This is a genomic window from Amycolatopsis sp. BJA-103 (assembly GCF_002849735.1).
Taxonomy (GTDB): Bacteria; Actinomycetota; Actinomycetes; order Mycobacteriales; family Pseudonocardiaceae; genus Amycolatopsis.
This window is the reverse complement of sequence record NZ_CP017780.1, coordinates 269,788-296,323: the sequence shown is the minus strand read 5'-3', so window position 1 is coordinate 296,323 and position 26,536 is coordinate 269,788. Positions and strand designations below refer to the sequence as shown.

Annotated in this window: 20 protein-coding genes; 5 read left to right on the top strand and 15 right to left on the bottom strand. The window is 68.9% G+C overall.

Annotated elements, in window-relative coordinates:
* Positions 1 to 11: 11 nt before the first annotated feature.
* The 13 genes from BKN51_RS01430 to BKN51_RS01370 form a co-directional block, all read right to left on the bottom strand.
* Entirely contained in the window at positions 12 to 581 is a 570-nt protein-coding gene (locus tag BKN51_RS01430) for a flavin reductase family protein (protein ID WP_101605877.1), read from the bottom strand.
* Positions 582 to 603: 22 nt separating this feature from the next.
* Positions 604 to 1,044 (bottom strand): acyl-CoA thioesterase, encoded by a 441-nt coding sequence (locus BKN51_RS01425; protein WP_101605876.1) that lies wholly within the window; start codon positions 1,042 to 1,044, stop codon positions 604 to 606.
* Position 1,045: 1 nt separating this feature from the next.
* Positions 1,046 to 6,883: a type I polyketide synthase gene (locus BKN51_RS01420; RefSeq protein WP_101605875.1), complete on the bottom strand. Its 5,838-nt coding sequence runs from the start codon at positions 6,881 to 6,883 to the stop codon at positions 1,046 to 1,048.
* A gap of 349 nt (positions 6,884 to 7,232) precedes the next feature.
* Entirely contained in the window at positions 7,233 to 8,186 is a 954-nt protein-coding gene (locus BKN51_RS01415) for a carboxymuconolactone decarboxylase family protein (RefSeq protein ID WP_101605874.1), read from the bottom strand.
* Between the two features lie 2 nt (positions 8,187 to 8,188).
* Positions 8,189 to 9,841 carry a GMC family oxidoreductase gene (locus BKN51_RS01410; RefSeq protein ID WP_101605873.1) on the bottom strand — a complete coding sequence of 551 codons (1,653 nt, stop codon included), beginning with the start codon at positions 9,839 to 9,841 and terminating at the stop codon, positions 8,189 to 8,191.
* Positions 9,838 to 10,395, bottom strand: a complete 558-nt coding sequence (locus BKN51_RS01405) for a DUF5987 family protein (RefSeq protein WP_101605872.1) — start codon at positions 10,393 to 10,395, stop codon at positions 9,838 to 9,840. Before BKN51_RS01405 ends, BKN51_RS01410 begins: the two co-directional genes overlap by 4 nt.
* 5 nt (positions 10,396 to 10,400) lie before the next feature.
* Positions 10,401 to 11,753 carry a cytochrome P450 gene (locus tag BKN51_RS01400; RefSeq protein ID WP_101605871.1) on the bottom strand — a complete coding sequence of 451 codons (1,353 nt, stop codon included), beginning with the start codon at positions 11,751 to 11,753 and terminating at the stop codon, positions 10,401 to 10,403.
* Complete coding sequence (locus BKN51_RS01395) at positions 11,750 to 12,748, bottom strand: enediyne biosynthesis protein (protein ID WP_174720384.1); 999 nt, start codon at positions 12,746 to 12,748, stop codon at positions 11,750 to 11,752. Before BKN51_RS01395 ends, BKN51_RS01400 begins: the two co-directional genes overlap by 4 nt.
* On the bottom strand, positions 12,745 to 14,712 hold the full coding sequence (locus tag BKN51_RS01390; RefSeq protein ID WP_101605870.1) for a CRTAC1 family protein: 1,968 nt from the start codon (positions 14,710 to 14,712) through the stop codon (positions 12,745 to 12,747). Before BKN51_RS01390 ends, BKN51_RS01395 begins: the two co-directional genes overlap by 4 nt.
* On the bottom strand, positions 14,709 to 15,686 hold the full coding sequence (locus tag BKN51_RS01385; RefSeq protein ID WP_101605869.1) for a DUF1702 family protein: 978 nt from the start codon (positions 15,684 to 15,686) through the stop codon (positions 14,709 to 14,711). Before BKN51_RS01385 ends, BKN51_RS01390 begins: the two co-directional genes overlap by 4 nt.
* A 145-nt stretch (positions 15,687 to 15,831) precedes the next feature.
* Positions 15,832 to 16,734, bottom strand: coding sequence for a helix-turn-helix domain-containing protein (locus BKN51_RS01380; protein ID WP_101605868.1), 903 nt, complete (start codon positions 16,732 to 16,734; stop codon positions 15,832 to 15,834).
* A 121-nt stretch (positions 16,735 to 16,855) separates the two neighbouring features.
* Entirely contained in the window at positions 16,856 to 18,301 is a 1,446-nt protein-coding gene (locus BKN51_RS01375) for a SagB family peptide dehydrogenase (RefSeq protein ID WP_101605867.1), read from the bottom strand.
* A gap of 41 nt (positions 18,302 to 18,342) precedes the next feature.
* The gene (locus BKN51_RS01370; RefSeq protein ID WP_101605866.1) at positions 18,343 to 20,619 is read right to left on the bottom strand and encodes a TOMM precursor leader peptide-binding protein; all 2,277 of its coding nucleotides are present in this window, start codon (positions 20,617 to 20,619) and stop codon (positions 18,343 to 18,345) included.
* A 220-nt stretch (positions 20,620 to 20,839) separates the two neighbouring features.
* On the opposite strand from BKN51_RS01370, the gene BKN51_RS01365 reads away from it, so the two are divergent.
* From BKN51_RS01365 to BKN51_RS01350, 4 genes are all read left to right on the top strand, one after another.
* Positions 20,840 to 21,679 (top strand): AfsR/SARP family transcriptional regulator, encoded by an 840-nt coding sequence (locus tag BKN51_RS01365; RefSeq protein WP_174720383.1) that lies wholly within the window; start codon positions 20,840 to 20,842, stop codon positions 21,677 to 21,679.
* A gap of 44 nt (positions 21,680 to 21,723) precedes the next feature.
* Complete coding sequence (locus BKN51_RS01360; protein ID WP_101605865.1) at positions 21,724 to 22,410, top strand: winged helix-turn-helix transcriptional regulator; 687 nt, start codon at positions 21,724 to 21,726, stop codon at positions 22,408 to 22,410.
* Positions 22,411 to 22,590: 180 nt separating this feature from the next.
* Positions 22,591 to 23,169: a hypothetical protein gene (locus BKN51_RS01355; protein ID WP_101605864.1), complete on the top strand. Its 579-nt coding sequence runs from the start codon at positions 22,591 to 22,593 to the stop codon at positions 23,167 to 23,169.
* Entirely contained in the window at positions 23,166 to 24,500 is a 1,335-nt protein-coding gene (locus BKN51_RS01350) for a copper resistance CopC/CopD family protein (protein WP_101605863.1), read from the top strand. Before BKN51_RS01355 ends, BKN51_RS01350 begins: the two co-directional genes overlap by 4 nt.
* Here BKN51_RS01350 and BKN51_RS01345 read toward each other — a convergent pair whose 3' ends face one another.
* Positions 24,501 to 25,205, bottom strand: coding sequence for a maleylpyruvate isomerase family mycothiol-dependent enzyme (locus BKN51_RS01345; RefSeq protein WP_255414908.1), 705 nt, complete (start codon positions 25,203 to 25,205; stop codon positions 24,501 to 24,503).
* Positions 25,206 to 25,439: 234 nt separating this feature from the next.
* On the opposite strand from BKN51_RS01345, the gene BKN51_RS01340 reads away from it, so the two are divergent.
* On the top strand, positions 25,440 to 26,102 hold the full coding sequence (locus BKN51_RS01340; protein ID WP_233224116.1) for a M protein: 663 nt from the start codon (positions 25,440 to 25,442) through the stop codon (positions 26,100 to 26,102).
* A 55-nt stretch (positions 26,103 to 26,157) separates the two neighbouring features.
* Here the strand turns inward: BKN51_RS01340 and BKN51_RS01335 are convergent, their stop codons facing one another.
* Positions 26,158 to 26,514, bottom strand: coding sequence for a YciI family protein (locus BKN51_RS01335; RefSeq protein WP_101605861.1), 357 nt, complete (start codon positions 26,512 to 26,514; stop codon positions 26,158 to 26,160).
* Positions 26,515 to 26,536 lie beyond the last annotated feature (22 nt).

Below are 26,536 nucleotides of genomic sequence, written 5' to 3'. Positions count from 1 at the left end.
ATTCCTCTCTCTCAGGCGGATGCACGGACCCTGCCGTCGATCTGGTGGTAGCCACCGCCGTAGAAGACCAGCGAGTCCTGGCCGGTGCCGCGGCTCGAGGCGACCACCTTGCCGAGGAAGATCGAGTGGTCACCGCCTTCGTAGACCTCGGCGAGCTCGCATTCCAGCCACGCCAGCGCGCCGTTGAGCAGCGGGGCGCCGGTCTGCGGACCCGCCGTCCAGTCCACCGAGTCGAATTGCGCGAGCCCGGCGGGCCGTCGCCAATCCGCGAAGTACTTCGCCAGGTCCTTCTGGTCCGACGCCAGCACCGTGACCGCGTACGAGCCCGCGGTCACGATCGCCTCGTGCATCCGGGCCGCGCGGGAAACGCAGCACAGCACCATCGGCGGTTCGAGGGACACGGAGGTGACCGCGTTGGCGGTCATCCCGTGGGCCCGTTCGCCGCCGGCGGTCAGCACGGTGACCCCGGTGGCGAACTGGCCCATCACCTCCCGCAGTCCGGCCTGCGCGGACAACCGGCGTCGTGTCGCGGGCGCCGGCAGGCGTTTCAGCACCGGCCGCCCGGGTTCCTGAGATCCCACCGCAGGGTCCACAGCGCCCACGTCACTCCCCCTTGCCGTTGACCGTGTACGGGGCCAGCGCCTCACGCAACTGCTCCGGGACCCGGCTGGGCACCGTCGCCGTGTTGGGCCCGCGCATGCACGCGATCCGCTGGCGTCCCCGCGCGACCAGCCGTTCCCCCTCGTCGGTGAGGTGGACGTAGTCGAAGGTGAACTGGATCTGGGTCTGGGTCAGCTCTTCCAGCCGCAGCCGGATGGACAGCTCGTCGAACGCGGTGATCTCCGCGTAGAACTCGCAATCCACCTTGAGCGTGAACAGCTTGAGGTCGTGGCGGACCTCTTCGAGCACCGCGGGGGCCTTGTCCTTCAGGAACATCTCGCGGCACCGGCCTTGCCAGCGCACGTAATTCACGTAGTAGACGTTGCCCACCAGATTGGTCTCTTCGAACCCGACCGTATGGAGGATCTCGTAGTAGTCGGCCATGTCAGTTTTCCTCTCCCTGGAGCACCGCGAAGACGACGGGATCGGTCCGGTCGTTGACGGTCGTCACCCAGGTGGCGATGCGGGCACTGCCGTGGGAAAGCACCGCCCAGCCGTCCGGATCGACCCGGTGCACGGTGAGCGCCTGTGTCATGTCCCCGGTCTTGCGCACGCATTCCAGCGCGCTCCAGACCCGGGTGTGCGCGACCGAAAGCGGCTCGCGGGCGTCCGCGGCGAGCAGTTCGCCCACCGCGAGCAGATCCTCGCCGAGCAGACCGGCCCAGTCCTCGGGTGTCCGTTCGATCGCCGTCTCGACGTCGCACGCGATCTGACCGGAGCCCGCGATCGCCAGGGTGAGGTCGGCGCTGTGCGACGCGCTCACCTCGACCCCGTCGGCCTCCGGTTTCCCGTCCGGGCGGTAACGGATCTCGAGCGGGGCGTCGACGGCACGGCCGGCGGCCAAGGCCGTCTGCGCCCGCCGTTCGGGCGTGGTCTCCACGGAAACGCCCACCGGATCCGGTTCGACGACGATCGCGCGGGACGAGCCGAGCAGCCGTTCGACGGAACGCTCCAAATAGGACCCGAGCATCGACGGGACCCAAGGCCCTTCGCCGTCACGCTTGCGCACCGCGCGCAGCTTCAGCCCTTCCCACCGCTCGACGAGCGTCCCGTCCGGGTTGCGGACGTCGAGGTCGTAGACATAGCTGTCGCCGTCCTGCGAACGCTCGCGGGCGTCGAGGAGCACGTACTCCGGGTCCTGCTCGCCGGGCTCGGCGAGGTACAGCCGCTCGATCCCTTGCGGCAGCAGGGTCGCGTCCGGGACACAGCACTGGATGGCGTGCATCATCGCGTCGCGGGTGCCCGGGTCGGCCAGGAGCTGTTCCTGCGGGAGGAACGGCGCGAACCAGTCGACCTCGGCGCCGGTCGCGATCTCCGCGACCGCGTGCCGCGCACTGGCCCGCCGGTATCCGGTGACGCGCTGGAATCGCTTGCCCTGGAAGAGAACCGTGCCGTACAGCTCGGTCGTCGGGTCGACCGGGACCGGCGGCAGCGCGACGTCGCGGAGCACCGTCTCGCCGAGCGGATCCGGCCGGGAGAACCGCAGCCTGGCGCGGAAGTGGTCGGCGCTGAACCCGGTCTCCCCGCTGCGCAGCACCACGTCCACCGTTTCGGCGTCCCTGGCCAGCGCGGCGAGCCGGATCGTGGTCGACCCGCCCGGCGAGACGATGATCGGGCGGAGGAACTCGACGTCGGAGAACACCGGTGCCGGCAGGCTTTCCACGGCCAGCGCGGCCTTGGCGACCTGGGTCATCGCCTCCATGCCGATCACCGCGGGGAACAACAGCTGACCGTCGAGCAGGTGGTCGGCCAGATACGGGTCGCTGCCCGCCGAGAGATCGGCCTCGGTGATCAGCTCGACCCCCGGATAGTGCACGACGGCGCGGTCGACGAAGCGGGTCAGCGGCAGTTCGCGCTTTTCCACCGGCAGGGTGGCCAGCCCCGCGGTACGGCCGCAGACGACCAGTACCGACGGGGCGGCCGGATCGCCGACGACCTGGCGGAGGATCTCGATGCCCTCCTCGGTCGGGATCGGGGTGATGCCGTCGCGCATCAAAGCGCTGACCACACCGAGCTTTTCGCCCATCCCGGTCCCGGACCAGACCGACCATTCGAGTGCGATCGCCCGCGCTCGGGGGTGTTCGCGACCGAACCGCACGGTCAGTTCGGTCATCCAGTCGTTGGCCGTGGCGTAGTGCGCCTCACCGCGCAGGCCCGCCCGTCCGATGATGCTGCCGAAGGTGACCAGCAGCTTGATCTTGTCCTGGTCGACGGCGTCGAGGACGGCGTTGAGGCCACCGATCTTCGGCGCCAGCGTCTTGCGGAAGGTCTCCTCGGTCAAGGAGAACAGCGCGGCGGGCTCGTTGCGGCCCGCGCCGTGCAGGACCGCGGTGACCGGGCCGAACTCGGCCTGGATCCGGCCGATGGCGTCCGCCACCTGCTGGGCCGCGGTGACGTCGGCACGCTCGTAGCGGTAGTCGATACCCGCCGCCGCCATCCGCCTGAGGTTCTCCGAAAGCTCGGCGTCGTCGGCGGGATCGCTCCGGCCCAGCAACGCCAGTTTCGCACCGGAATCCTTGGCCAGCGCCAAAGCGCTCTCCGCGGTGATGCCCTTGCCGCCACCGGTGACGAGCAGGACGTCTTCGGTGCCCAGCGGTGTCCCTTCGGCCTCGGACGGTTTGAGGGCGCCCAGTTTCGGCACCGTGCGGACGCCGGCCGAGTCGTAGCGGACTTCGCTGAAGTCGTTGGTCGCCGCGACTTCGGTGACCACGGTGGACACCGCGATGCCGAGGGCCTCGGGGTCGACCGGGTTCACGTCGGCGAGATCGACGATCGTGGTCCGCGCGGACGGGTCCTCCAGGCGGAGCGTCTTCGCCAGGCCGGAGGCGCCGAGTCCGTGCTGCACCACGACGAACCGCGTGCCGTTGGGCGCGGCCAGCACCGCGCGGCCCGCGTCCAGGAACAACCCGACGTCATCCGCGTCGCTGTCCTCGTTCAAGCAGAGGAGGACACCGTCGCCGACACCCGCGGTGGACAGCGCCGCGCGCAGCGGCTCCGCCAGCGAATGACCGTCCGGGGCGAACGCCGTCCACACCGCCCTGGCGAGACCGGCGGTGGAGATGCCCGGGGTGAAGTCGGGCGCCGGTTTCGGCGCGACGACGTACTCGACCGCGAACGGCCGGACCCACGGGCCGACCCCGGCGACCTCGGCCTGGTTGCTGTCGGCGGGCTTGGCGGTCTGCGCCAGTTCGTCGATCATCTCGGCGAGTTCGCCGAGACAGACGGTGGCGAAGTTCGGCATGCCCTCGAGTGCCGGGCGGCCGAGCGCGCGGGTCACGTCGTTGACCAGCTGGCCGACGGTGATCGACGAAAGGTGCAGGTCGTCGAGCGGGTGCGTGTCGGCGGTGACCGCTTCGAGCGGCAGTTCGACGCGTTCGGACGCGAGCTTGCGCAACAGGTCGAGCGTGCTGCTGCCGCCGCTTTCGGAGGCCTCCCCCGCCGGTACCGCTTCTTCCGGCGCGGCGACGCGGTCGCGAGTCAGTACCGCGCCGATGGACGGCGCCGCCTCGCACGGGCTGGCCAGGAAGTTGAAGACACCGTCGGCGGGCAGTGCCCGGACGACGCGGCCGGCGAAGAGCGCGGAAGTCTCCAGCGGGGCGCCGAAGGCGAACGCGGCACCGGCGACCTTGAGCACCGCGGCCAGCGTCGGGCTGTCGGTGTCGAGCGGGAGCACCGGGGTGCCGGGCGCGATCTGGCGGAGCAGGCCGGTGAGCACCCGGCCGGGACCGACCTCGATCACCAGGTCGCTGCGCTCGGCGACCTTCGCGGCCGCCTCACGGAAGCGGACCGGCAGGACCACCTGGTCGCGCAGCAGATCGCGCAGGTCTTCGGCGGTGTGCAGGACGTCACCGGTCACCGTGGAGACGACGGGCCGGTCGAGCCTGGCGAAGTCGAACGCGGCGAGTTCCTCGGTCATCGCCTCGGCGGCCGGGACGACCGCGGGTGAGTGGAACGCGTGCGAGACGTTGATGCGAGCGGCGGTGACACCCTCGGCGCGAGCGCGGGAGACGACCCGGTCGATCGCCTCCGCCGGTCCGGAAAGGACGGTCTGTTCGGGCGCGTTGTAACCCGCGATGACGACTTCTTCGCCCTCCGCGAGCCGCTCGGCGACACCCGGTGTGGCGGAGATCGCCGCCATGGCACCGTTTCCGTCGCTCGCGGTCGCCATCACCCTGCCGCGGATCTTGGCCAGCGCGAGGACTTCGCGTTCGGTGAGCGCACCGCCCCAATGCAGCGAGGTGAGCTCTCCGAGGCTGTGGCCCGCGACGGTCTGAGCCTCGATGCCGAGGCTCTTCAAAACCCGGAGTCCGGCGAGAGAACCGGTGACGATCCGGGGCTGGGCGACATCGGTGGCGACCTGGTCGGCGCCGGTGGACAGGCCCGCGGCGCGGTAGATGTCGTCGGCGTGGGCGAAGCGTTTGCGCACCGCGCCGACCGTGCCCTGCCCGGAACCCTGACCGGGGAACAGGAAGCCGATCTTCGGCCCCTTGGCGCGCGAGCTCGCGAAGATGCCCTCACTCGAGGAAAAGACTTCCGGCTCGCCCTCGCCGAGGAGGTCGAGGAGTTTCGAGAGCTTGCGCTCGGCGTCCTCCGGGTTGGTCGCGACGATCGCGGCTCGCACGGGCTTTCCGGACAGTTCCGCGGAAAGCGTGCCGGCGAGGTCCGCCAGCTCGGCGAGTGAAAGCTTGGGCACGACCTCCAGCAGCCCCGTCACCTGTCCGCGCAGCGAGGCCGCGTCGTCGGCGTCGAGCAGCAGCAGTTCGCTGTCCTGCCGTCCGGCGACCAGCGACCGGGTCGTCTCGTCGAGTTCCTTGCGGCGCGCGGCGCCGGGGGCCTCGGTGACGGTGACGTGCGAGTTGATCCCGCCGAAGCCCATCGCCGAGACACCCGCGCGGACCGGGTGGTCCGAGGGCCACAACCCGGCCTCGGCCGGGACGTACATCCGCGCGGAGTCGCCGACGAGCGACTCGTGCGGGTCGAAGTGGCCGGTGGCGGGCGGGATGACCTGGTGGTAGACCGCCAGGGTGGCCTTGATCAGCCCGGCGACCCCGGCCGCGGCCTTGGTGTGGCCGATGTTGCCCTTGATCGTGCTCAGCGCGGCACGGTCGGCGAGCGGGTCGGCGTCGCGGCGGGCGGTGGAGAGCGCCTCGATCTCGGTGGCGTCGCCCAAAGCGGTGCCGGTGCCGTGGCCCTCGAAGTAGGAGACGGTCTCGACGCCGTAGCCGGCCTTGTCATACGCCCGCTTCAACGCGAGGCGGTGACCCGACGCCTCGGGTCGGGTGATGCCGCCCTTGCCGTCGGACGAGACACCCCAGCCGCCGATCGAGGCGTAGATCCGCTTGCCCTGCGCGATCGCGTCGTCCTCGCGCATCAGGACGAGCATGCCGGAGCCCTCACCGGGCCAGAAACCGTTGGAGTCGGCGTCGTAGACCTTCATCTCGCGTTTGGCGAGCGCGCCGGTCTTGGCGAAACCGATCACCTCGAACGGGTCGATCGACAAGTCGACCCCGCCCGCGATGGCGACGTCGAGGTCGCCTTCCGAGAGCGCGTTCGCCGCGGTGACCACGGAAAGCAGCGACGACGAGCAGGCGCCGTCCACGGTGAATCCGCCGCCGCCGAAGTCGAAGAAGTTGCAGACGCGGCCGGCGATCGTGTTCGCCAGCCCGCCAGCGAGCGAATCCTCGTCGATCTCGGGGAACGGCGCCTTGTACTGCGCCTCGAGGTCGTGGAGGAACTCCGCGGTGTCGCCCTCGGCCCAGCCGCGCTCGGCGAGCGCCGCCGCGACCGTGCGGCGCACGTACGGCCAGCGCAGCCGCATGATGTTGGCGCGCGAGAACTCACCGGTGAGACTGTTGCCGATGACCACGCCGGTCGCGGGCCTCGGCAGCCCGTCACCCTCCGGGAAACCCGCGTCCGCCAAGGCCTGCGCGGCGACGTCGAGGGCGAGCCAGTGCGTGGTGTCGGTCGAACGGAACGTGCTGCCCGCGACCTTGTACTTGATCCGGTCGAACTCGTAGTCGCGGAGGACCGCGGCCTTCTGGGCGTAGAAACGGTCCGAAGCCTCAGGGTCCGGCGAGTAGTAGTCCTCGCGGTTCATCCGCTCGTCGGGCAATCTCCGGAACGCCCGGCGGCCGGCGAGGACGTTCTCCCACAGTTCATCCGGGGACCCGGCGTCCGGGTATCGAAGACCGATACCGACAATCGAAATCCGCTCAACGCTCATGCCACCGCACTCCCCTAGCTCTCAACCACTCAAGTCACGGAATCAGGTCTCGGCGCCCGCTCTGTCCCCAGAAACACGGGTGCCGCCCGCATCTGCAGTCCCATCAAGCATGACCCTGAGCGGGGCCGGCAGTCTTCTCTCATGTTGTTGAAGCCGGGCCAACGAATCCGGCGGCCGCCACGGGAATCTGCTCCCCGTGACGGCCGCCGTGATCGTCCGGACCGTTTCATGCGCCTGGAAGCCGGCTCCGGGCGACGCAGGTGCTCCCGGCTCGCTTCCTTCGGTGCTCGATCCGTCCACTCAGGATCGCGCGCGATGGTGCACGCGGTCTTCTCCTGAACCCGCGCGATCAGTCGACTACTGGCGCGGAGACGGCGACGCATCGTTGCGCGGCGGCGAAGGCCGACCACCCCACGAGCTCGATCAGCTCTCGATCGGCCAGGCCCGCGGCGGCGACCAAAGCGTCGTCCACCTGATAAGCCGCCTTCGCGACCACCAGGGCCAGCCGGGCGACCGGTTCATCGACGGAATCCACCCAAGACCGGCTCAGCCCCGGCGGCGAACCGTCCCAAGTGGACAACTCCCGGAGGACGACATCCCGCACGGCAGGAGAGATCGTCAACGATGCGAAGGCCGACGAGGCACGCGAGAACGCATCCCCTACGACCGGATTTCCCGCGGCCCAGGCGAAATCCTGCGACCCGGCGGGCAGGAAGTCCAAAGAGAGCCCCGGAGAAGCGCCCGAGACCGGCTTCAGGAACCGGCCGAGCACGGACTTCGCCTTGGAACGCGCGGAATCCGGCACGGACGGAGGCAGCGGCGACGGCCCGAGGAACACGCTCACCACCCGGTTCAGGTAGTGGAACGAGAACGCGACCGCGGTCAGCTCGGCCCGCGCCGCGGCGGAGGACGCCGTGGCCCGCGGATCCGCCACAGCACGACCCGCGGCGATGGACGAAGCCACTGAAGAGTGCCCGAGCGAGTCCAGCGCCATCCCGTGGACTTCGACGCAATAGGGGCACGAATTCCCCTGCGACACCAGGGTCGCGACGATCTCCCGGTCCGCCCGGCTCGTCTCCCCCTCCGCCACCAGTGATTCCCTCAGCATCGACCAGACCGCCGCGAGCACGGGAGGGGACGGCGAATGCAGCGCGACCGGCGGCGCCAGCATGCCGAAGTCCCGTTCCACCTGGCGGTAGACGTCGCGCACGAGCCCGGTCGCCCGGCCGGCCGGAACCGGCCGGACGTGCCGGACCTCGCGTAGAGACCGCCTCAAGGCGAGTTGCACCACTTTCGGTGTCATGATCAGCTCCCGGCGACCAGTGACAGTTTGCTGACCGCTCGCCGCCCGGTGATGGAACCGTCCGGGGCCGGGGCGCCGTAGGTGACGTCGACGCCGCGAGCCTGCAGCGCCCGCACGATGCCCGGCACCGAACGTTCGGCCAGCGCCGCGATCGTCATCGCCGGGTTCACCGTCAGCGCGCCCGGCACGGAAGCGCTGTCGGTCACGAAGATCCCGGGGTGATTGCGGAGTTCGTGGTTCGGGTGCAGCGCCGAGGTCTCCGGGTCGTCACCGATCCGGCAGGACGCCAGCGGGTGCACGGTGTACGCGCCGACGACGTCGTTGGTCCACGGCGACACCTTCGCCAGGCCGTCCTTCTCGAGGATCTCCTTGCACTCCGCGTCGGCCAGTGCCCAGCCGTGCAGGGTGTTCGGCGTCGGGTCGTACTTCAGCGGGCCGCGGCCGAGCATCTGCTGTGAGATGCGGTAGGCGTTGCCGGTGGGCGGCGGCGCGCCGAAGACGCCCTCGTTGTCGTCCTCGGTCATCAGGAAGATGGTCAGCCAGGAGGCCCACTGCTTGAGGATCTCCTTCTTCTGCGTACCGAACCAGCGCGGTTCGTCGCCGTCCGGCACCTGCGCGAGGATCGTGCCGAGCCCGGGCGGGAAGTACAGCTGTTCCAGCGAGTATCGCTCGTACTCCGGCAGCGAACCGTCGAGTTTGTCCCAGTTCGCCACGGTCGGGCCCTTGCCGATGTGGTTGGCCTCGTAGACCTTCCCGTCCTCACGGGACAGGCCGAGCACCTCGCGCACCCGCTCCTCGTCGATGATCGCGGTGTTGAGCCGCTCACCGTTGCCCGAGAAGTACCGGCCGACCGCGTGCGGCATGGTGCCCAGCGCCGACTCGGAGCGCTGCAGGATCACCGGGGTCGCCCCGGCGCCCGCCGCGATGATGACGACCTTCGCGTCGATCGTCCCGCTGCCGGTCTGCGCCCGGTAGTCCGTGTCGTCGACGATGTTGAAGTGCACGCGGTAGTCGCCGTCGTCGATCCGCTCGATCCGCTGGACCTCGTGCAGCGGCCGGATCTTCGCGCCGTGCGCGAGCGCGGCGGGCAGGTAGTTGGTCAGCAGCGAGCGTTTCGCGTCGAACCGGCAGCCCGCCATCATGAAGTTGCAGTTCACACAGCGGTCGTTGTCCACCGCGACCGGCGCCGGGTTGGCGGTCCGCCCCGAGTGGTCGCAGAACGCGGCCCACAGGCCGCCGGCGTACGAGACGTCGTTCCAGTCCTGTTTGGACACCGGGAGCGAATCCGAAACCCGGTCGTACCAAGGTTCCAGCGAGTCCCTCGTCAGCGCCGACGGCCACATGCGCCTGCCGATGCTGCCGTGCCGCTCGAAGACGAACTTCGGTGCCCGCGGCATCGCGGCGAAGTACACCACGCTGCCGCCGCCGACGCAGTTCCCGCCCAGCACGCTCATCCCGTCGCCGACGACGAAGTCGAACGCGCGGGTGTAGGACGAACCGAGCAGGTAGTCGTGCTCGAAGTCCTTCGTCTCCAGCCACGGACCACGTTCCAGCACGGTGACCTTGGCCCCGCCCGCGGCCAAGTGGTAGGCGGGGATGGAGCCACCGAACCCGCTGCCGACGATGACGACGTCGGTCTTGTCGTACGCGTTCATGCGGGGCTCCCGGAGGGCGTGGTGTCGGGGTGGAGTTGCGCGAGTTCACGGCGGTAGGAGAACTTCGGGAACCGCCACAGGCCGTCCTCGTCGGGCGCGGTGTATCCCATCGCCAGCAGGCCGGGGTGGCCTTCGGCGATGGCTTCGGCGGTGTGCTTGTGCGCCGCGCTGTCGAAGGACATGTTGCAGAACAACGCGAGGCTGACCCAGCCGTCCTTTTCCGGATGGCCCGGCGCGGTCAGCGACCGCACCAGCGCCGTCCTGTCCACGAAGGACAGTGCGACGAACGACGGCAGTGTCTCGTCCAGGCTGAGGTCGTGTTCCTTGGCGTAGACCTTCGCGTGGTCGTTGAGGGCCTGCGCCAGGTAGGGCAGTCCGACGGTCACCCCGGTCGCCTCGGTGTGCAGTAGTTCGAGCGCGCCCGCGACGACCGCGCCCGCCCCCGCCGAAGCGCCGGCGATCGCGTGGTCGTCGGGGAACCGCTTCTCCCCCGGCACGATCGTGTCCGCGTAGGCCTCCAAAGTGGACACCTTGACCTGTTCGTCCGAATCCACGGAACCTACCTCCTGTTCCTGGTGTGCACGGTCATCGGCAGGCCGCCGCGCACCCGCAACGACAGCATCGCCTCGGGTACGACTTCGTAGCCCGGCAGCTTCTTGAGCTCGAGGTCCCGCAGGACCATCGTCAGCACGAAAACGGCCTCCATCACGCCGAGGCTGTTGCCGATGCAGAACCGCGGCCCGGCGCCGAACGGGATGTAGGCGTACCGGGGCCGCCCGCTCGGCCGGTCCGGGTCGAACCGGTCCGGGTCGAACTTCTCGGGGTCCGGCCAGAAGTCCGGGTGGCGGTGCAGCGTGTAGGGCACGACGACGACGTCGGAGCCGGCGGGGATGTGATAGCCGCCGATCTCGTCGTCGGCCTGCGCCACCCGCGGCAGCAGCCACACCGGCGGGTACAGCCGCATGACCTCCTCGACCACCCGTGCCGTGTAGGGCAACCGGTGCAGGTCGTCATGCGTCGGCAACTGGTCGCCGAGGACCTCGTCCGCCTCGGCGCGCAGTTTCGCCGCGACGTCGGGATGTTCGTCGAGCAGGTGGAACGCCCAGCCCAGCGTGCTCGCCGTCGTCTCGTGCCCGGCCAGCAGCAGGGTGATGAGCTCGTCGCGCATCTGATCGAGGGTCCCGTCGGTGGCGATGAGACGCGAAAGCACGTCCTCACCGCCCTCGACCGGATTCGCCAGCCGCTGCTCGACGAGTTCCTCGGCGATCCGGCGGAGATCGTTCCGCGATTCCTTGAACCGCAGTTGTTTCTTCAGCGGGGCCCACTGCGGGACCATGCTCAGGGTCACCGCTTCGAACATCGCCTGGTCCTGCACGGCTTCGAACGAGTGCCCCAGCGAGGTGAACCCGCCGAGGTCCGCGTCGAGCAGTGTCTTGCCGAGCACCCCGAGCGTCAGCCCGGTCATCTCGTGCAGGATCTCCACCGGTCCCTTGGTGTCCCGCAGGTGTTTCACGAGACCTTCGACCTCGTTCGCGACGACCGAGGCCTGCCGCGCGATCCGCTTGGGCTGGAACACCGGCTGGATCGTCCGGCGCTGCTTCTTCCAGACCTCGCCGTCGCTGGTGAGCAGCCCGTCGCCGAGGGCCCGCCGCGCCTCCTGGAGGCCGATTCCCTTGTGATAGTTGGCCGCGTTGTCCGCGAGCACGTGTTTCGCCAGCTCGGGGTGGTTCACCAGGTACATCGTCTTGGGACCGATCGCGATCCGGACGACGTCGCCGTAGTTCCCCGCCGAGTCCGACATGAGCGCCAGCCGGTCGGTGAAGAGCTTCTTCAGCAGACCGAAGGTCGCCCGGCGCGGCGGCCCGGGGGGCGCGAGACGCGCCCCCCGGGTGGTTTCCGCACCGGTGGTCATGCCGCCACGGCCCCGGTTTCTTCGGTTTCCGGCTTCTCGGCCGGTTTGGGCAGGCTCGTGACCTCGGCCGACTTCGCCTGCTCGGCCTCCCACTTCGCGGTGGCCTTCTGCGAGAAGTGCAGGCCCCACAGGAACAGGCCGCGGATCAGGCAGACCCCCGCGGTGGCGAGGAACAGGCCGTACGAGACGTGGACGATCATGAAGAACCCGTAGGCCAGCGCCACACCCGAACCGAACAGGACCTGCGACGCGGGCTTCGACGGCGTCGTACCGGGGTCGGTGACCATGTAGTTCGTGTAGAGCACGAACGCCACCCCGGTCATCATCCCGAGCGCGCCGGGGATCGCGGTGTCGAACACCAGGCCACGGATGATCGCCTGCAGCGCGAACGTGATCAGCCAGGCGCCGATCAGCCACATCCGCTGGGTCAGCATCGCGTTGAGCACGGTGCCCGAGATCATGATGATGCCGACGATCAGCCAGCCGACCCACGAGTCGACCTGCTCGGTGAAGTGGTAGGGCGGCGCGATGCTCGCCCAGGGGAACACCAGCAGGATGATCGTGATGCCGAAGTTCGACGGGTTCATGTAGTGCCGGAGCCTGCCGCGCACCGGGGCCTGGAGGACCCACTTGGCGCCGACGGCCACCACCACGCCGAAGATCATCACGAAGACCTGGTCGTTGACGTAGGTCAGCATGTTCAGCGCGAGACCGGTGATGTGCGCGGGGAACAGGAACTCCACCAGTCCCTTGAACCCGTTGCCGCGGAAGCGGACGTCACGGCCCTGTACTCGTGCGCCGATGATCTCCAGCAGGATTTCCGTGGTGTAGGCGGTGCCGAGGGCGATGAACGGATAGACCCACGGCTGCTCGAAACCGAGCACGGTGTAGCCGATGATGTTGAAGATCGAGATCGAGATCGCGAACCGGCGAAGGGCCGTGATCGTCTTGTTGCTCTTCGGTGCGGTGAGTGTCTGCTCAGCCATGACGGTCATTTCTCCTTCACCTGGGAGCCGAGCTGCAGCGTGTGGCTACCCGGGGCCAGCTGGATCTCCTGCATGCGGATCTGCCCGGTCAGGTCGCGCCACTGCACGCAGACCTTCACCGGCCCGGTGACCTTGCCGAGGCCGATCTGCACCTCGTGGCTGCGCTTGCCGGAGTGGCCGCTGCCGCCGTCGACGCGGTCGATGTACTTCTTGCCGTCGGGGGTGATGACGGTGACCTGGGCGCCGACGGCCGCGGTGCCACCCGCCTTCAGCGCGCCCGCCGCGGCGGGGATGTCGTGCAGCAGCTTCAGGTTCAGGTACGAACCCGAGTCGGGGCTGACGTTGTGGTAGAAGATCGGCTGCTCCCACTGGCGGGCCACGGCGAAGTCGAGCTTGCCGTCACCGTCGGCGTCGCCGGTGGCGATACCGCGGGTGGGCACCGGGACCGCGAGACCGAGGCGCGGGGCCAGGTCGGTGTAGCGGCCGTCGGAGCTCTTGGCCCAGAAGTGCAGGGTGTGGTCGCCGCCGACGTCGTCACCGGCCCGCATGTTCGGCCAGAAGGTGGGGTGCTTGAGCAGTTCGTCGTTGGACGTCGCCAGTTCCTGCAGCTGCGGCCAGCGGTTGACGTCGCCCTTGACGAAGCCGGTCGCCTGGGTGATCACCGATTCGCCGCTGTTGTTGTAGTCGGCGATCTTGACGTCCCAGCCCCAGCCGGACCACGCGGTGCCCGCCTGTGCGCTGCGGTCCACCCACGGCGCCTCGCCGCCCTGCAGACGGCCGCGCAGATCCGCGGTGTCCTTGGCGGTGTTCATGAACTGGAAGTGGCTTTCCTCGATGCCCCAAGACGTCGTGATGTTGCTGACGTACATGTCGTAGAGGCCGTCGTGGTTCAGGTCGCCGAAGTCGACGCCCATGCCCTTGAAGGAGTCGTTGCCGACCACCTTCGACTTGGGTTCGGTGGCGCCGCGGACGCCCTTCACTTCGGCGAAGGAGGTCTTGCCCGCCGTGGACTTGTTGTACAGCAGGCGGTCGTGACCGAAGTCGTTACCGATGTAGAGCTCGGGCAGGTTGTCCCCGTCGACGTCGGTCGCGCTGACCGCCAGTGCCCAGCCACCACGGGCGTCGGCCGGGATGGCCTGGTCGTCGCATTCGAAGGTGACCGAGGGCTGGTCGCCCTTCGGGGCGGCGCCGGTGAAGCGGAAGATGTACTTGCCGCCCGCGTTGTCGGCGTGCGACATGGACTTGTTCATCTCGACCCCGCCCTCGACCCGGTCGTCGAGGACCGCGCTGTCGGGGAAGTAGTTGCCGATGAAGATGTCCTGGTGGCCGTCGCCGTCGAAGTCACCGACGGTCGCGGCGTTGGTGTTCCACAGTGGACCCGAGTACTCGCCGTTCTTGACGTTGTTGCCCGGCACCAGTTCCACCGGCACGTAGGACTTGGTGGCGAGCGTGGTCGCGGAAGGCTTGGCGAGGAACACGATCGGCGTGCGGCCCCAGTAGTAGGCCAGCAGGTCGACCCGGCCGTCCTCGTTGAAGTCGCCCGGCACACAGCCCATCGGGGCGATGTACTTGCCCATCGGCAGCGGCGCCGCGTCGAGCGCGAACGGCGCGTACCGGTCGCCGCCCTTGCCCGGCGTCGGGGTGACGACCACCTGGTCGCTGCGCGGGTCCACGAAGCACAGGTCGTTGGCGAGCTTGTCCCCGTCGAGATCGTTGACCGCGATCGCGGCGCCGACCGACGAGATCCAGGCTCGGATGTGTTCGTATTCCTTGTTCACCGTGCGGATCGACTGGCTCTTCGCCGCTTCCGGCAGGGCGATCGTCAAGGGTTCGAACGCGTACTTGGAGGCCATGGTGTCCGCCTCGGCGGTGGAGACCGTCGGCAGCTGCGCCACCACGAAGAGTCCCGCCATCAGCAAGAGCGCCACGATGCCCGCAAGCTGCTTGCGGAGCCAGCCCAGGGTCGACCTCATTTGCCTGCACCTCCAGAAGTGAGTACCTCGGCGGCGATGTGCTGTCGCCAGGTTTCGAAATGCGGGAGCTCACCGTCGCGGACCACGGCGGGGCGAACTTCCTGGGTGATGGCCGCGGCGCGTTCGGCCGGCAGCCCGCAGATCGCCTGCGTGGCGACCTCGGTCTCGGGGATCAGCAGCCCGGCCCGGACGCGGGCCTCGGCGGCGAAAGCGCTGCCCTGTGCCAGGTTCCCCCGGTGTTCACCGGCGAACTCGGCCAGCTTCAGCAGCTCGTCGGAGGTGACACCGCACGCGTAGGTCGAAGCGAGCCCGACACCGGCGTAGAGATCCCCGTGACGCCGCTCGGGGAATCTCGCGATCGCCTCGGTGACCAGATCGACGTCGGTACCGCAGATGAACCACAGCGCCCGGCCGATGCCCTGGTCGATCGCCCGCAGCGAATACCCGTTGTTGCCGGCGGGCCAGTTGAAGTCCGGGTCCTGGAACTGGCCGTCGATGTACTTGGCGGTCTTGAAGTAGGCCTGGTGGAAGCCGTACCCGTCGAGCACCAGCCAGCGCAGCAACGGGTCGAAGTCCTCGGCGGACGGCCAGCGGAAACGCGGCAGCCGCGCCATCGCCCAGCCGACACCGACGTAGATGATGTAGTCGTGTTTCTCGCCGGGACCGGCGAGGAAGTCCGCGATGTGCCCGCGGCCGCCTCCCGGCAGCCCGTCCAGCATTCCGTACCCCATTCCCGCGCCCTCGTAGGCGAAGCCGCGGTATTTCACCGGAATACTTTCGAGCCATTCTTCCGCCTGCTCGACGGTGCGCGCTTCGACAGCGTGCGCGTAGCCGAGCAGGAATTTCTCACCGACGGTCTCCAGCAATTCTTGAGCGGCTGGGCTTTTCTTGTGGAAACCCCGCTTGTCCAGCGACGTCTCGGAGACATCCGGTGTGATCATGCGACGTCTGAACGTGCGCCAACCATTGCCCAACGCACTCTCCCCCTATCGGGTGGATTCGGATTCAAAAAGGACTGATTAAAGGCTCACATGTGCGGCGATGGAGCAGCTACTCCACGGTTGCGCCCGCGTTCTCCCGTTTTGCGTGACCGGGAGAACGCGGGAGCAAAGCGTTCGGTCAGGCCACCGCACGGAGGTAGCCGGGAGCGGGCACGGTCATCCGGTTGCCGGACGAAGCGGGCCCGCCCGCCAGGGTGATCGCCATCGGGGCGTCGGTCGGCAGCGGGGTGCGCATCGGCATCCGCAGGTGGACCCGGCCGAACCGGGTGATGTCGACGCGAGCGGGAAGGGTGCCGACGGAGAACGAAGAGGCCGCCGTCCCCGCGGCGTGCTCGGCGACCGCGATGACGGTCCACCGGCCTTCAGGGACGTTCTGGATCTCGATGTCCGCGCACAGGACGTTGGCCCTGCCGCCGAACGCGACCGGGCCGCACTGCGGGATCGACTCGGCGAACAGTCCGATGAGGACACTCGCCGGGCCCGCCCCGCGCGGGGTCTCGACGCGCACGCTGATCGTGCCGGTACCGCTGCGCATCGTGGCGCAGCCCATTCCGGCGCTGTGCAACGCCTCCAGGGTGGGGAGGCGCTGGAAATGCGGGGCCAGCGCCACGAGCAGCTTGCCGACCTCGGGGTCGCGGTACTGGGTCGGGGTCATCCCGACCGCACGGGTGAAGCGGCTGGTGAACGTGCCGACACTGCTGTAGCCGACGCTGCACACGATGTCCGACACCGTCAGCGAGGTCGTCAGCAGCAGTCGTTTCGCTTCGAAGAGCCGGATCGCGGTGAGGTACCGACCGGGGGTCACCCCGGTCGCCTTGGTGAAAATCCGCGAGAAGTGGAACGGGCTGACGAAGACTTCGGATGCCAGGTTGCCCAAGGTGATCGGTTCGAAATACCTCGCGTGCATCGCTGAGATGGCCTGCAGCACCGCGGGTTGCAGGGGGGACGCCGGCTCGATGAGCCGACCGGATTCGATGACGCCTTTCTCGTTCGCCGCCGTGGCGACTGTTCGTAGCTGCATCAGACCAACCTCGGATTCGCCGTCGCTTTTCCTCTGTGGTCAGCAAACGCGTCACCGATTTCGGAGCACTCGACACGCGATCGAGATAGGGTCTGTCCAGGCGTTATCCGGCTCCGCGCGATCACGCGGGGCGATCGAGCGCGCACTCCCCGACGCCCACTTCGGCGGGCCATTCGAGTTTGAGGGCGCGGTCGACGCGGTCGCCGGCGTCCACCGGGACGGCGTGCGCGGCCAGCCCCATGGCGCGGGCGACGAGATAGAGCGTCTGTTGCAACGCGCCGACGTGCGCGAGGGTCGTGGCGTACGCGCCACCGCCGAGTACCGACGCCATCCGCGGCATCCGTGCGGTCACCGTGATCAGCGCCGAGGGACGCCGGTGGTTGCCGCCGCCGATCATCGCCATGTCGAGCATCGCGTCGAGATCGGCCTCGTCGTCGTTGACCAGGCTGAGCCGGTGGTCGAGCGGATCGTAGTGGTAGATCCCGCGATCCAGCCCCGAACAGCGGTTCACCGAGACGTACAGCTCGAGCTCGTACAGGCAGGCGACGCTGAAGTACGGCCGCTGCGAAGCACTGTGGCTGGGCCCGTTGGGCATGTGGGCGGGCCCGATCGACCGGATCCGCGCGCCGCGGAACAGGAACTCGCCGAGCTGTTCCGCGGACACCACGCTTTCGGTGAATTCGGGGCAGGTGTGGTCGTTCTCCAGCAACGCCGTCAGCGTCGGATCGGTTTCCGCGCGGTCGGCCAGATCCGGCCGGTAGAGCGCGTACACCGGTCCCTCGCCGTTGGCGGCCTTGACCACCGGCGGTTTTCCGAGCCCGGGAAGATCGGCCGGGCCACCGGGCCGCCAGGTCCGGCTCGTGGTGTGGAACAGCAGTTCGTCCGGGGACCACAGACTCAGCTCGGGGTCCTCGTCCTCGGCGAACCGGCCTTGCTCCCCGGCGAGCTGGACGACACCCGCCGCGACCAGATAGGACACGATCGCGCCGACCACCCCGGGCTCGATCCCCGTCATGGTGACGATCTCCCCCGTCGACTTCGCCGTCGCCAAGGTCGCGGCGACGTGCACCGCCCACGGTTGGTACAGCACGACGCGGTACCGCGCGGACGGTGACTCCAGCCCCATCCCTTCGGCGTCGGAGCGCAGGGAACAGAAGCGGGACAGGCGGGTCGGGCGCGCGGCCGGGATCCCCGCCGGCTCGAACACGGGCGCGAGCGCCACCGGGATCACCGACAGCAGCGGGCCCTTCCCGTCGGCGAGACCGAGCGAGTGCACCACCGAACCGCCGAGTTCCTTGAGCGCCTGGCGCAGCGCGTCGGCGCCCTCGGCCGTCCAGCTCAGCTCGCCTTCGAGATCGGGCTCACACTCGACCGGCTCCCACGACGACGTCACGTTCGCCAGGGAGACCGGCCCCAAGGCCATCCGCCGCAACGATTCCCGGACCAGCGGCTCCGCACGGTCGAAGTCGTACTCCCCCCACCGGGTGACGACCACCAGTGAGCCGTCCTCACCGATCTCGACAAGACTGTCGTCGGTGAGTGACCACAAGGGGATCGTCTCGGCCACGCCGGTGGGGGGATCAGTCGACACCAGTTGCTCCAGCGGATCTACAAGAACATGGGGAAGGGGTTCAGCCGGTCGTACGACGTGGGTTCGGCGAGCCTGCCGAGCCGCACCGGCACGTCGAACAGCCGCCCGGGGGCGAAGCGGCTCCAGAAGGGCCGCAGCCCCGGGACGACCACTCTGACCACCGGAAGGTCGATGTCGGGTCTGGTCTGATCGAGCACCAGCGTCTCCATCCCCAGCGCGGACAGCTTGCGTACCAGTGATTCCACGTCGTCCCGTACGTCGGGCCGCCGGACGAACTTGAAGTCCGCGGCCCGTCTGGCCGACCGTCCAGGCGCCGGCAGCAGATACGGCTGGTTGGCGACCGTAGCGTGCCGGAGCCACTGCGCCGCGTCAGGATCGTCGAGTTCGACGTCGTTCGCGAGCACCGCCGGGATCATCTGGTTGAGCTCGCTGACCGCCCTCCGCAGCGCCGTCCTGGGGTCCAGGTGGGCGCCGAATCCCATCATGACGTTCTCGCGCGGCCCGGCGATACTCCTGGACAGCGCGACCATCACCGGGACACCGAGGTCCGCGGTCAGGTCGAGGACCCACAGTTCCCGGCCCGCCCGCGCGTACTGGCCGACCATCTCCTCGGCCCACGGGTCGTCGAACGAGGCGATGTCGACACCGGGCAGGGGAAGCCGGTTGTACCACCACATCGCGACGGCGTCGCGTTCGACGAGCTCGAGAAGTCCTTGCAGGATCGCGTCTTCGATGCTGCTGCCCGCCGCGCAGCCGTTGGAGTCCGCGCGCATCCCGGTGATCCCGCACTCCGACGGCACGCCGTAGTAGAGGTACGCCGTCGGCATCAGCTTCCGGCGCTGCTGCGAAAGCGACCACAGTGGCGTCCAGTCGACGGCGGCCGATTCGTCGAAGCGTTCGGGGACGTGCTGGAAGATCGCGTGCTTGGCGTTCCATTCGTCGCGAGCGGCGTATTGACGCTCGTCGAAGAGCATGCACGAGTTCGGGTGGACGGCTTCCTCGCCGAGCGCGCGGAAGGTGTCGCGGATCCGCAGTTCGTCGCCCTGGTAGTTCGCCGAGAACCGCTCGATCGCTTCGCACAGCGCGCCGACCTCGGCGTCGAGCGGGCTCGCGCCCTTGCCACCGTTGTCCCCGCGCAGCCCGGCCTGCAGCCCCGCTTCACCGCGCACGCGGCGTGCGACGTTGAGCCCGGACCGGTAGGCGTTCACGAACGCCGGCGCCCTCGGGTCGCGGGCGACCTCCTTGATGATGCCGGTGACCGGGCTGACCAGGTGGCCGTAGCGGTCGAGCACCTCGACCGGGGTGAGCGTCCGGTGCCCGCCGCCGCCCGACGTCGCCTTCTTGGCTTCCCGCAGCACGATCGGCTCGGCCGTCCGCGCGGCGACGATCCCTTCGTCACCGCATTCCGGGCACTGCGGGCGCCGCCGCAGTTCGTGCAGCCGCCCCTGCAGATCGAGGGTGTCGAGGATCCAGACGGCCTGCTGACCCGGATACCGGTGTCCCGCCAGCCATTTGGACGCTTCGAGGGAGATCAGATGCGACGCGGCCGCGGTCAGCGGCGGCACGGCGGGCATCGGGAACGAGGCGGGACCGTCGTGCCCGAGCACCTCCTGCACACAGGCTTCCGCGTGCCGGTGCCCCCACAGCCGGTTGGTCAGGCAGTGCCAGCAGCCGGACCGGCCGGGCTGCATGATCGGGCCGATCCACACCTGCGACCCCGACGGCCGGGCCAGCAACCAGGGCCTGCCGGTGCGCCGGTGCTCGGCGTCGATCTCGGCCAGCCTCGGATCGAGGTAGTCGTCGCACAGCACGATGGCCAGTTCGGAGGCGGCGCCGACCACCTCGATACCGCTCGCGAGGAGTGCGTTCTCCACCTGGGAGGTGTCCACACCGCGGCCGATCGCGGTCAGGCTCGCCGTCGCGGGCTTCTGCCGGGAAGCCACCGCGGACGCGTCGAGGCCGCACGCGTCCCAGTACGCGAGCGCGCGCTCGTCCCCGCTGAGCTCGTCCGGGACCCGGACGGTGACCAGACCCGCTTCCACCAGGCGCGCCAGCACCCCGGTGACCTGCTCGGCGCTCATCCCCGCCGGGCAGGCGGACAGGACGGCGTCGAGGTCACGAGTGCCGTCGAGCAGGGCCGCCACCGAAGCGACCTGCGCGCCGCGCATCGCGATCACTCCCTGCTCCGAGAACAGGTAGGCGCCGTTGCCCTCGCTGATTTCCGCACGTAGATGCCGTTTGAATCCCAGACCGCCGGTGATGGAGCCGGACCCGTTCAACACCGTCTCGTGCATGGGAACCCCCTAGGTCGGTGTGGTCACCGAATCCTGCTGCCAGAGAGCACATACCGGCCAGTGCGCGATTCACGGCTCGGATGTGAAAAACCCATGTTTTCCCGGGAGACACGCACGCGGGACCTGGTGGACGGCTCACTGGCCCGGTGACAGGGCGCTCTGTCACTGTCGATGCACTGGGAAAACGACACGACGCGTATCGAGCTGGAGGGCGCTTGCGATGTACCCCGGATCACGAGTATCGGACACGCACCACGGCTCGGCACCCAACCCGATTCAGACGCTGTCCGCAAGTCCACTCCGCTTCACGCTCCTCGGCCCGCTCGAACTCCTGCGGGACGGGATCGACTACGCGCCGACGACACCGAAGCTGCTGCAGGTGCTCGCCATGCTGGTGATGAGCCCGGGCAAGATCGTGCACATCGACACGATCATCCAGGAACTGTGGGCCAACGACCCGCCGCGCAGTGTGCGCACCACGATGCACACCTACGTCTACCAGCTGCGCAAGTGCATCGACGAGAACGACCTCGCCCCGTACGGCGAGACCATGCTGGCGACGAAACCGCCGGGTTACGTGTTCCGGATCGACCGCGAGCAGGTGGACGTCTTCGAGTTCCAGGAACTGCAGAAGAAGGGCCGGGAGCTGCAGCTACGCGGCGAGCACGCCGAAGCGGCGAAGTCCTTCCGGGAGGCGCTGGACCTGTGGGCGGGCCCGCCGCTGGCGAACGTCCATTGTGGACCGGTGTTGTCGGCGTACGCCGTCGACCTCGTCGAGCAGCGGCGCAGCACCCTGCACCTGCGGATCGAGGCGGACATCGCGGCCGGGATGCGGCACGAGCTGATCGGCGAACTGCGTTCCCTGGTCACCGCGAACCCGCTGGACGAAGCCCTGCACGGCCAGCTCATCCGCGTACTCGGCCGCAGCGGGCGGCGCTCCGACGCGCTCGCGACCTACCGCCAGGTGCGCGCGAGGCTCAACAATGAACTGGGCGTGGAACCCTGCGACGAGCTGCAGATCCTGCACCATGACCTGCTCTCCGAGGGTGAACCCGCGTGAAGACCGGCTCCTGCCACGAGAAAACGCAAAGTGAGGATCGACGGATGAGCACTCGCACCTATGGACAGTTCTGTGGTCTCGCCAGGGCACTGGAGATCATCGGCGAACGCTGGTCGCTGCTGATCGTCCGTGACCTCATCCTCGGCCCGAAGCGGTTCACCGAACTGCAGGCGGGCCTGCCCAAGATCCCGGCGAGCACGCTGTCCGCGCGGCTCAACGAACTCGAGCAGTCCGGGGTGCTGCGCCGCCGCCTGCTCCCCCAGCTCGACGCCGCGGTGGTCTACGAACTCACCGAGTACGGCAGTGAACTCGACCAGATCGTGCTGGACCTCGGCCTGTGGGGCGCGCGGTCGCTCGGGCAGCCCGCCCCCGAGGACGTCTTCACCCTGGACGCGGCGATCCTCTCGCTGTACACGACCTTCCAGAGCGAGCAGGCCAAGGGCACTCACGCCACCTACGAACTGCGCTATCCGGGCGAAATGGTCCTGCACGCGATCATCGAGGACGGCGCGCTCAAGGTGGCGGACGGCGCGCACCCCGGCGCCGACGCGACGATCGAGCCGCTCGGACCGTTCATCAAGGACCTGCTCAGCGGGGAACTCAGCGCCGCCGACGCGGTCCGGACCGGCAAGATCCGGATCGACGGCGCCTTCGAATACCTGGAACTGTTCACCCGGCTGTTCCACATTCCCGCCGCGCCTCAGCTGTCCCACGGAATCGTCATCCACTGACCAACCGGGAAGCCATTCCGTGACCCACAGTGCTTTTCACTGATCCATTCGTGGTTACCCGCGACCGAACGGCGTAACACCACAGGTCAGATCAGCAATCCGGAGTAACGGAAACGGCCGGTTCGCGAGATATCGTCGATATCCGTCACCGGCCGGCCTTTTCGCCCTAGGAGCCTCTTCATGGCCTCACTCGATTCGCCACGTCCAGGCCTACTCGCCTCGCTCAACGGGAAATACCACCGCGCGGCGCTCAACGTCTTCGCGCTCGTCGTGCTGGCGCACTGGGCGGAGCACCTCGTGCAGGCGTTCCAGATCTACGTCCTGGGCTGGAAGACCCCGGACGCCCGCGGCGTGCTCGGCATCCCGTTCCCCAAGCTGATCAGCTCCGAATGGCTGCACTACGGCTACGCCATCGTCATGCTGATCGCGCTGTTCGCCCTGCGCAAGGGCTTCGCCGGCCGCTCGCGGCAGTGGTGGAACCTGGCGCTCGGCCTGCAGTTCTGGCACCACATCGAGCACCTGCTGCTGCTGATCCAGGCGCAGACCGGCTGGCGCCTCGGCGGCGGCACCGCGCCGAGCAGCATCATCCAGCTGTTCATCCCGCGGGTGGAACTGCACCTGTTCTACAACACGATCGTCACCATCCCGATGATCATCGCGATGCTCGTGCACCGGAAGGCCTCCGCCGTCGAACGGCAGCTGACGGGCTGTATGTGCGCGCCCGAAAGCCGGCGTGAGCTGGCATCTACGGCCTCGTGACCAGGAGACTCTTCGCACTCCTGGCCCTGGTGGCCGCGTGGTTCGGGGTCGCGGTGCTCGCCGCGGCCCCTGCCTCGGCCCACGTCGAACTCCTCGCCTCGAACCCCGCCGACGGCGCCCGGCTCACCTCGGCGCCCGCACTGGTCTCGGTCACCCTGTCGGAGAACATCGGCATCCAGCCGAACTCGATCAAGGTCGTCGACCAGCAGGGTACGAACGTCGTCAGCGGACCGGTGTTCCAGCCCGGTGACGTCGCCGAGCAGGTCGCCGTCGAACTCGAGCCCGATCTCCCCGACGGCAGTTACCTCGTCGAGTACGCCTTCGTCTCGACGGACTCGCATCCCGTTCGCGGCACGATCGCGTTCGTGATCGGAACCGGGCCGCTCATCACCTCGGCGGGCGCGGTGTCCGCGTCCACCGGGACCGATCCGGTGACCGACGCGCTGTTCACCACCTTCCGCTGGGGCTCCTTCGGCGGTGTCGCCCTGCTCGGCGGCCTGGTGTTCGTGCTGGTCTGCCGTCCGGCCGGCCGGGCCGACCCGGCGGCGCGGAAGCTGATCACCACGGGTGTGTGGCTCTCCGCCGTGACGGCCGTGGCCGGGTTCCTGCTGCAGGGCCCGTACGTCGCGGGCCGGGGCGTCGGCGCGGTCTTCGACCCCGCGCTGATCGAGGCGACCCTGCGGGTGGCGTACGGGAAGCTGCTGCTCCTGCGCCTGGCCGCGATCGTCGCACTCGCCGTGATCGCGCGGAAGCTGCTGGCCGCCGACCAGCCGGAACGTCTCCGATCGCGGTACGAGAACTTCGGCATGGCGGCCGCGTTCATCGTGATGCTGAGCTTCTCCGCGACCGGGCACGCGGTGGCCGACAAGATCATGTTCCTCTCGGTCAGCGCCGACCTCGCGCACTTCGGCGCGATGGCCGTCTGGGTGGGCGGGCTGATCCAGCTGGCCGTGCTCCTGCGCGGCAAGTACCCGGCGGACGAGGCCGAACCGGCGTTGGCGCGGTTCCACCCGATCGCCACCTGGTCGATCGTGATCATGGTGGTCAGCGGCGCCTATCTGGGCTTCCGGCTCGTCCCGTCGGTGGAGGCGCTCTGGACGTCGGCCTACGGCATCGTCTTCCTGCTGAAACTGACCGGCTTCGCCGCGTTGCTGCTGGTGGCGAACCTGAGCCGCAACGCGGTGCGCCGCGGGATCGCCGGTCGCGGAGGCACCGGCGTCGTGACCGCCGACCTGCGGAAACTGCGGGTCAGCGTCGGCGTCGAGGTGCTCATCGTGGCCGTGGTGCTCGCGCTGGCCGCGGCGCTGTCGTCGATGTCCCCGACCGGCTGATCAGCGCTCGACCGACTCGACAGCCTCGTCCGGCGGGACGAACGGCCCCCAGGTGAAGGCCCGGAGCCACGGTTCCGGATCGCCCAGCCAGTCCAAGGCGGCGATCTGGGCCGGGCTCCGGCGCCCGGCGAGCGTCCGGTACAGGTCCACGGGCGGCCCCGAGAGCACCGCGGCGACCGGTTCGGTGCCCGCGATCCAGGTCGCGCCCTCGATCTCGATCCGCATCCCGGGCAGCCCGTGGCTCCCCAGCGAAGAGGCGAGGCCGCTGACGAGCACTTCGAAACCGCGAAGCCAGGCCGCGTGCGCCTCCGGCGGCGGAACGCCGAGCGCGTACCGGAGATCGAGTTCGTGGGTGAAGGCGTCCATCACCATGATGTCGCCGCGGCTCTTTCCTTCACCGTCCGCGGCGAGGAGGGCGTCGGCCTCGGGTCCGCGTTCGAGCCAGAGCCGCAGCAACTCGGCCGCCGACGCCCGCTCCGGGACCGGGCACGGTTCTCCCCCGAACCGGGTGATCACCCGATCGCAGATTTCGGTCAGATGCGCGAGCAGGTCCCGCACGGTCCACTGTGGACAAGCCGGGACGGTACGGCCGCCCGCGCCCGCGTGATCGGTGAGCAAGATCGCGATGTTCTCTCTGACCTGCCGATACCCTTCGGCCGCGGTCGCCGTATTCCAGCCAGGGACCCGAATTCGGCTACTCGTCACGCGGCCACCTCCATGGGGCGTCTAGCGATGATCGTCCATTCTCCCACCGGTTCCAGGATCACCCTTCTTCCCGCTTGCGCGGACCGCTCGGCGCAAAGATCACCCACCAGTGACGCGTGTCGACGCGGCTTCAGGCACACTGGTCGGGGAAAGCCCCGTGCTGCAACGACTCTGCCGTTCGCAAGAAGTCGCGCACCGGTGACGGATCGCCCACCGTGGAGGTGACCAATGGAAATGCCCGGCTTCGATCTGGCGTGGCGTGGTTTCAACCGTGCCCAGGTCCGGGAATTCGTTCGCGAGGTGGAAACCGAGCTACGGCGCGTGGCCGCCGAGCGCGACGAAGCGATTCGCCGCGGGGAGGCTCTCGCCGCCAGACTCACCGCCTCACAAGAAGAAAACCGCGAGCTGAAGGCCAGCGTCGACCGGATCAGCCGCGTGCCGATCGCACCGGACGCGCTGCAGGAGCGATCGCGCCGGATGCTCGAACTCACCCGCGAAGAAGCCGACGACATCACCGCGCGCGCCACCGAGAAGGCCGCCGAGGCCGAGGCGGAGCGGAAGCGGATCACCGAAGACTTCGAACGCGCCATGACGCTGCGCCGGGCGGAGGCGATGCGCGCCCTCGCCGCACAGGACGAAGCCGCGCAAGCGAGAGCACGAAAGCTGCTCGAAGACGCCGCCGAAGAGGGCGAGCGCCTGGTCGCCGAAGCGCGACAGCAGGCCGATGTGGCCCTCGGCCTGCGCGCTGACGTGCTGAAACAGTTGGTCGGCTGCCGCGAACTGCTCACCGAGGCCGATACGGTCCTGGCGATCACCGTCGACCCGAAACCGGAAGTGCCCGTTCAGCGCCGGAGCAGGTCAGAGACCCGCGCCGGCACCGAAGCGGCCGCCACCTAGCCCGGACCCCGCCCCACCGCCACCCTCAAGGGACGGGCTGCGCCCGGCTGGTGGATTACACCCCCGACGAATAGACCACCGGCCGGATCTCCATCGCGTTGATGTGCGCGTCCGGGATCTGGCCCGCGATCTCGATCGCGCGCTCCTTGCTGTCGCATTCGACCAGGTAGAAGCCCGCCAGGTACTCCTTCGACTCCGCGAACGGGCCATCGGTGACCACCGGGACGCCGTCACGCACCCGGACCACCGTGCTCTCCTTCGGCTCCCCCAGCGCCTGCGTCCCGAGCAGCTCGCCGCTCTCGGTCAGCTTCTTCATGAAAGGGTCGATGCGGGCGACCACCTCGTCGCGCTCGGCCTCGGGCAGGGCGTCCCACGCGGTGGGGTTCATCGTGATCATGATCATGTACTTCATCGGTGTTCCTCCTGGTCGTCCG

What these genes read in the sequence shown, in the direction of transcription:
- BKN51_RS01365 (WP_174720383.1), top strand. Translation starts at nt 20,840, where the DNA reads ATGTACCCCGGATCACGAGTATCGGACACGCACCACGGCTCGGCACCC.
- BKN51_RS01390 (WP_101605870.1), bottom strand. Translation starts at nt 14,712, where the DNA reads ATGAGGTCGACCCTGGGCTGGCTCCGCAAGCAGCTTGCGGGCATCGTG.
- BKN51_RS01425 (WP_101605876.1), bottom strand. Translation starts at nt 1,044, where the DNA reads ATGGCCGACTACTACGAGATCCTCCATACGGTCGGGTTCGAAGAGACC.
- BKN51_RS01400 (WP_101605871.1), bottom strand. Translation starts at nt 11,753, where the DNA reads ATGACCACCGGTGCGGAAACCACCCGGGGGGCGCGTCTCGCGCCCCCC.
- BKN51_RS01420 (WP_101605875.1), bottom strand. Translation starts at nt 6,883, where the DNA reads ATGAGCGTTGAGCGGATTTCGATTGTCGGTATCGGTCTTCGATACCCG.
- BKN51_RS01355 (WP_101605864.1), top strand. Translation starts at nt 22,591, where the DNA reads ATGGCCTCACTCGATTCGCCACGTCCAGGCCTACTCGCCTCGCTCAAC.
- BKN51_RS01395 (WP_174720384.1), bottom strand. Translation starts at nt 12,748, where the DNA reads ATGACCGTCATGGCTGAGCAGACACTCACCGCACCGAAGAGCAACAAG.
- BKN51_RS01370 (WP_101605866.1), bottom strand. Translation starts at nt 20,619, where the DNA reads ATGCACGAGACGGTGTTGAACGGGTCCGGCTCCATCACCGGCGGTCTG.
- BKN51_RS01415 (WP_101605874.1), bottom strand. Translation starts at nt 8,186, where the DNA reads ATGACACCGAAAGTGGTGCAACTCGCCTTGAGGCGGTCTCTACGCGAG.
- BKN51_RS01410 (WP_101605873.1), bottom strand. Translation starts at nt 9,841, where the DNA reads ATGAACGCGTACGACAAGACCGACGTCGTCATCGTCGGCAGCGGGTTC.
- BKN51_RS01360 (WP_101605865.1), top strand. Translation starts at nt 21,724, where the DNA reads ATGAGCACTCGCACCTATGGACAGTTCTGTGGTCTCGCCAGGGCACTG.
- BKN51_RS01340 (WP_233224116.1), top strand. Translation starts at nt 25,440, where the DNA reads ATGCCCGGCTTCGATCTGGCGTGGCGTGGTTTCAACCGTGCCCAGGTC.
- BKN51_RS01335 (WP_101605861.1), bottom strand. Translation starts at nt 26,514, where the DNA reads ATGAAGTACATGATCATGATCACGATGAACCCCACCGCGTGGGACGCC.
- BKN51_RS01380 (WP_101605868.1), bottom strand. Translation starts at nt 16,734, where the DNA reads ATGCAGCTACGAACAGTCGCCACGGCGGCGAACGAGAAAGGCGTCATC.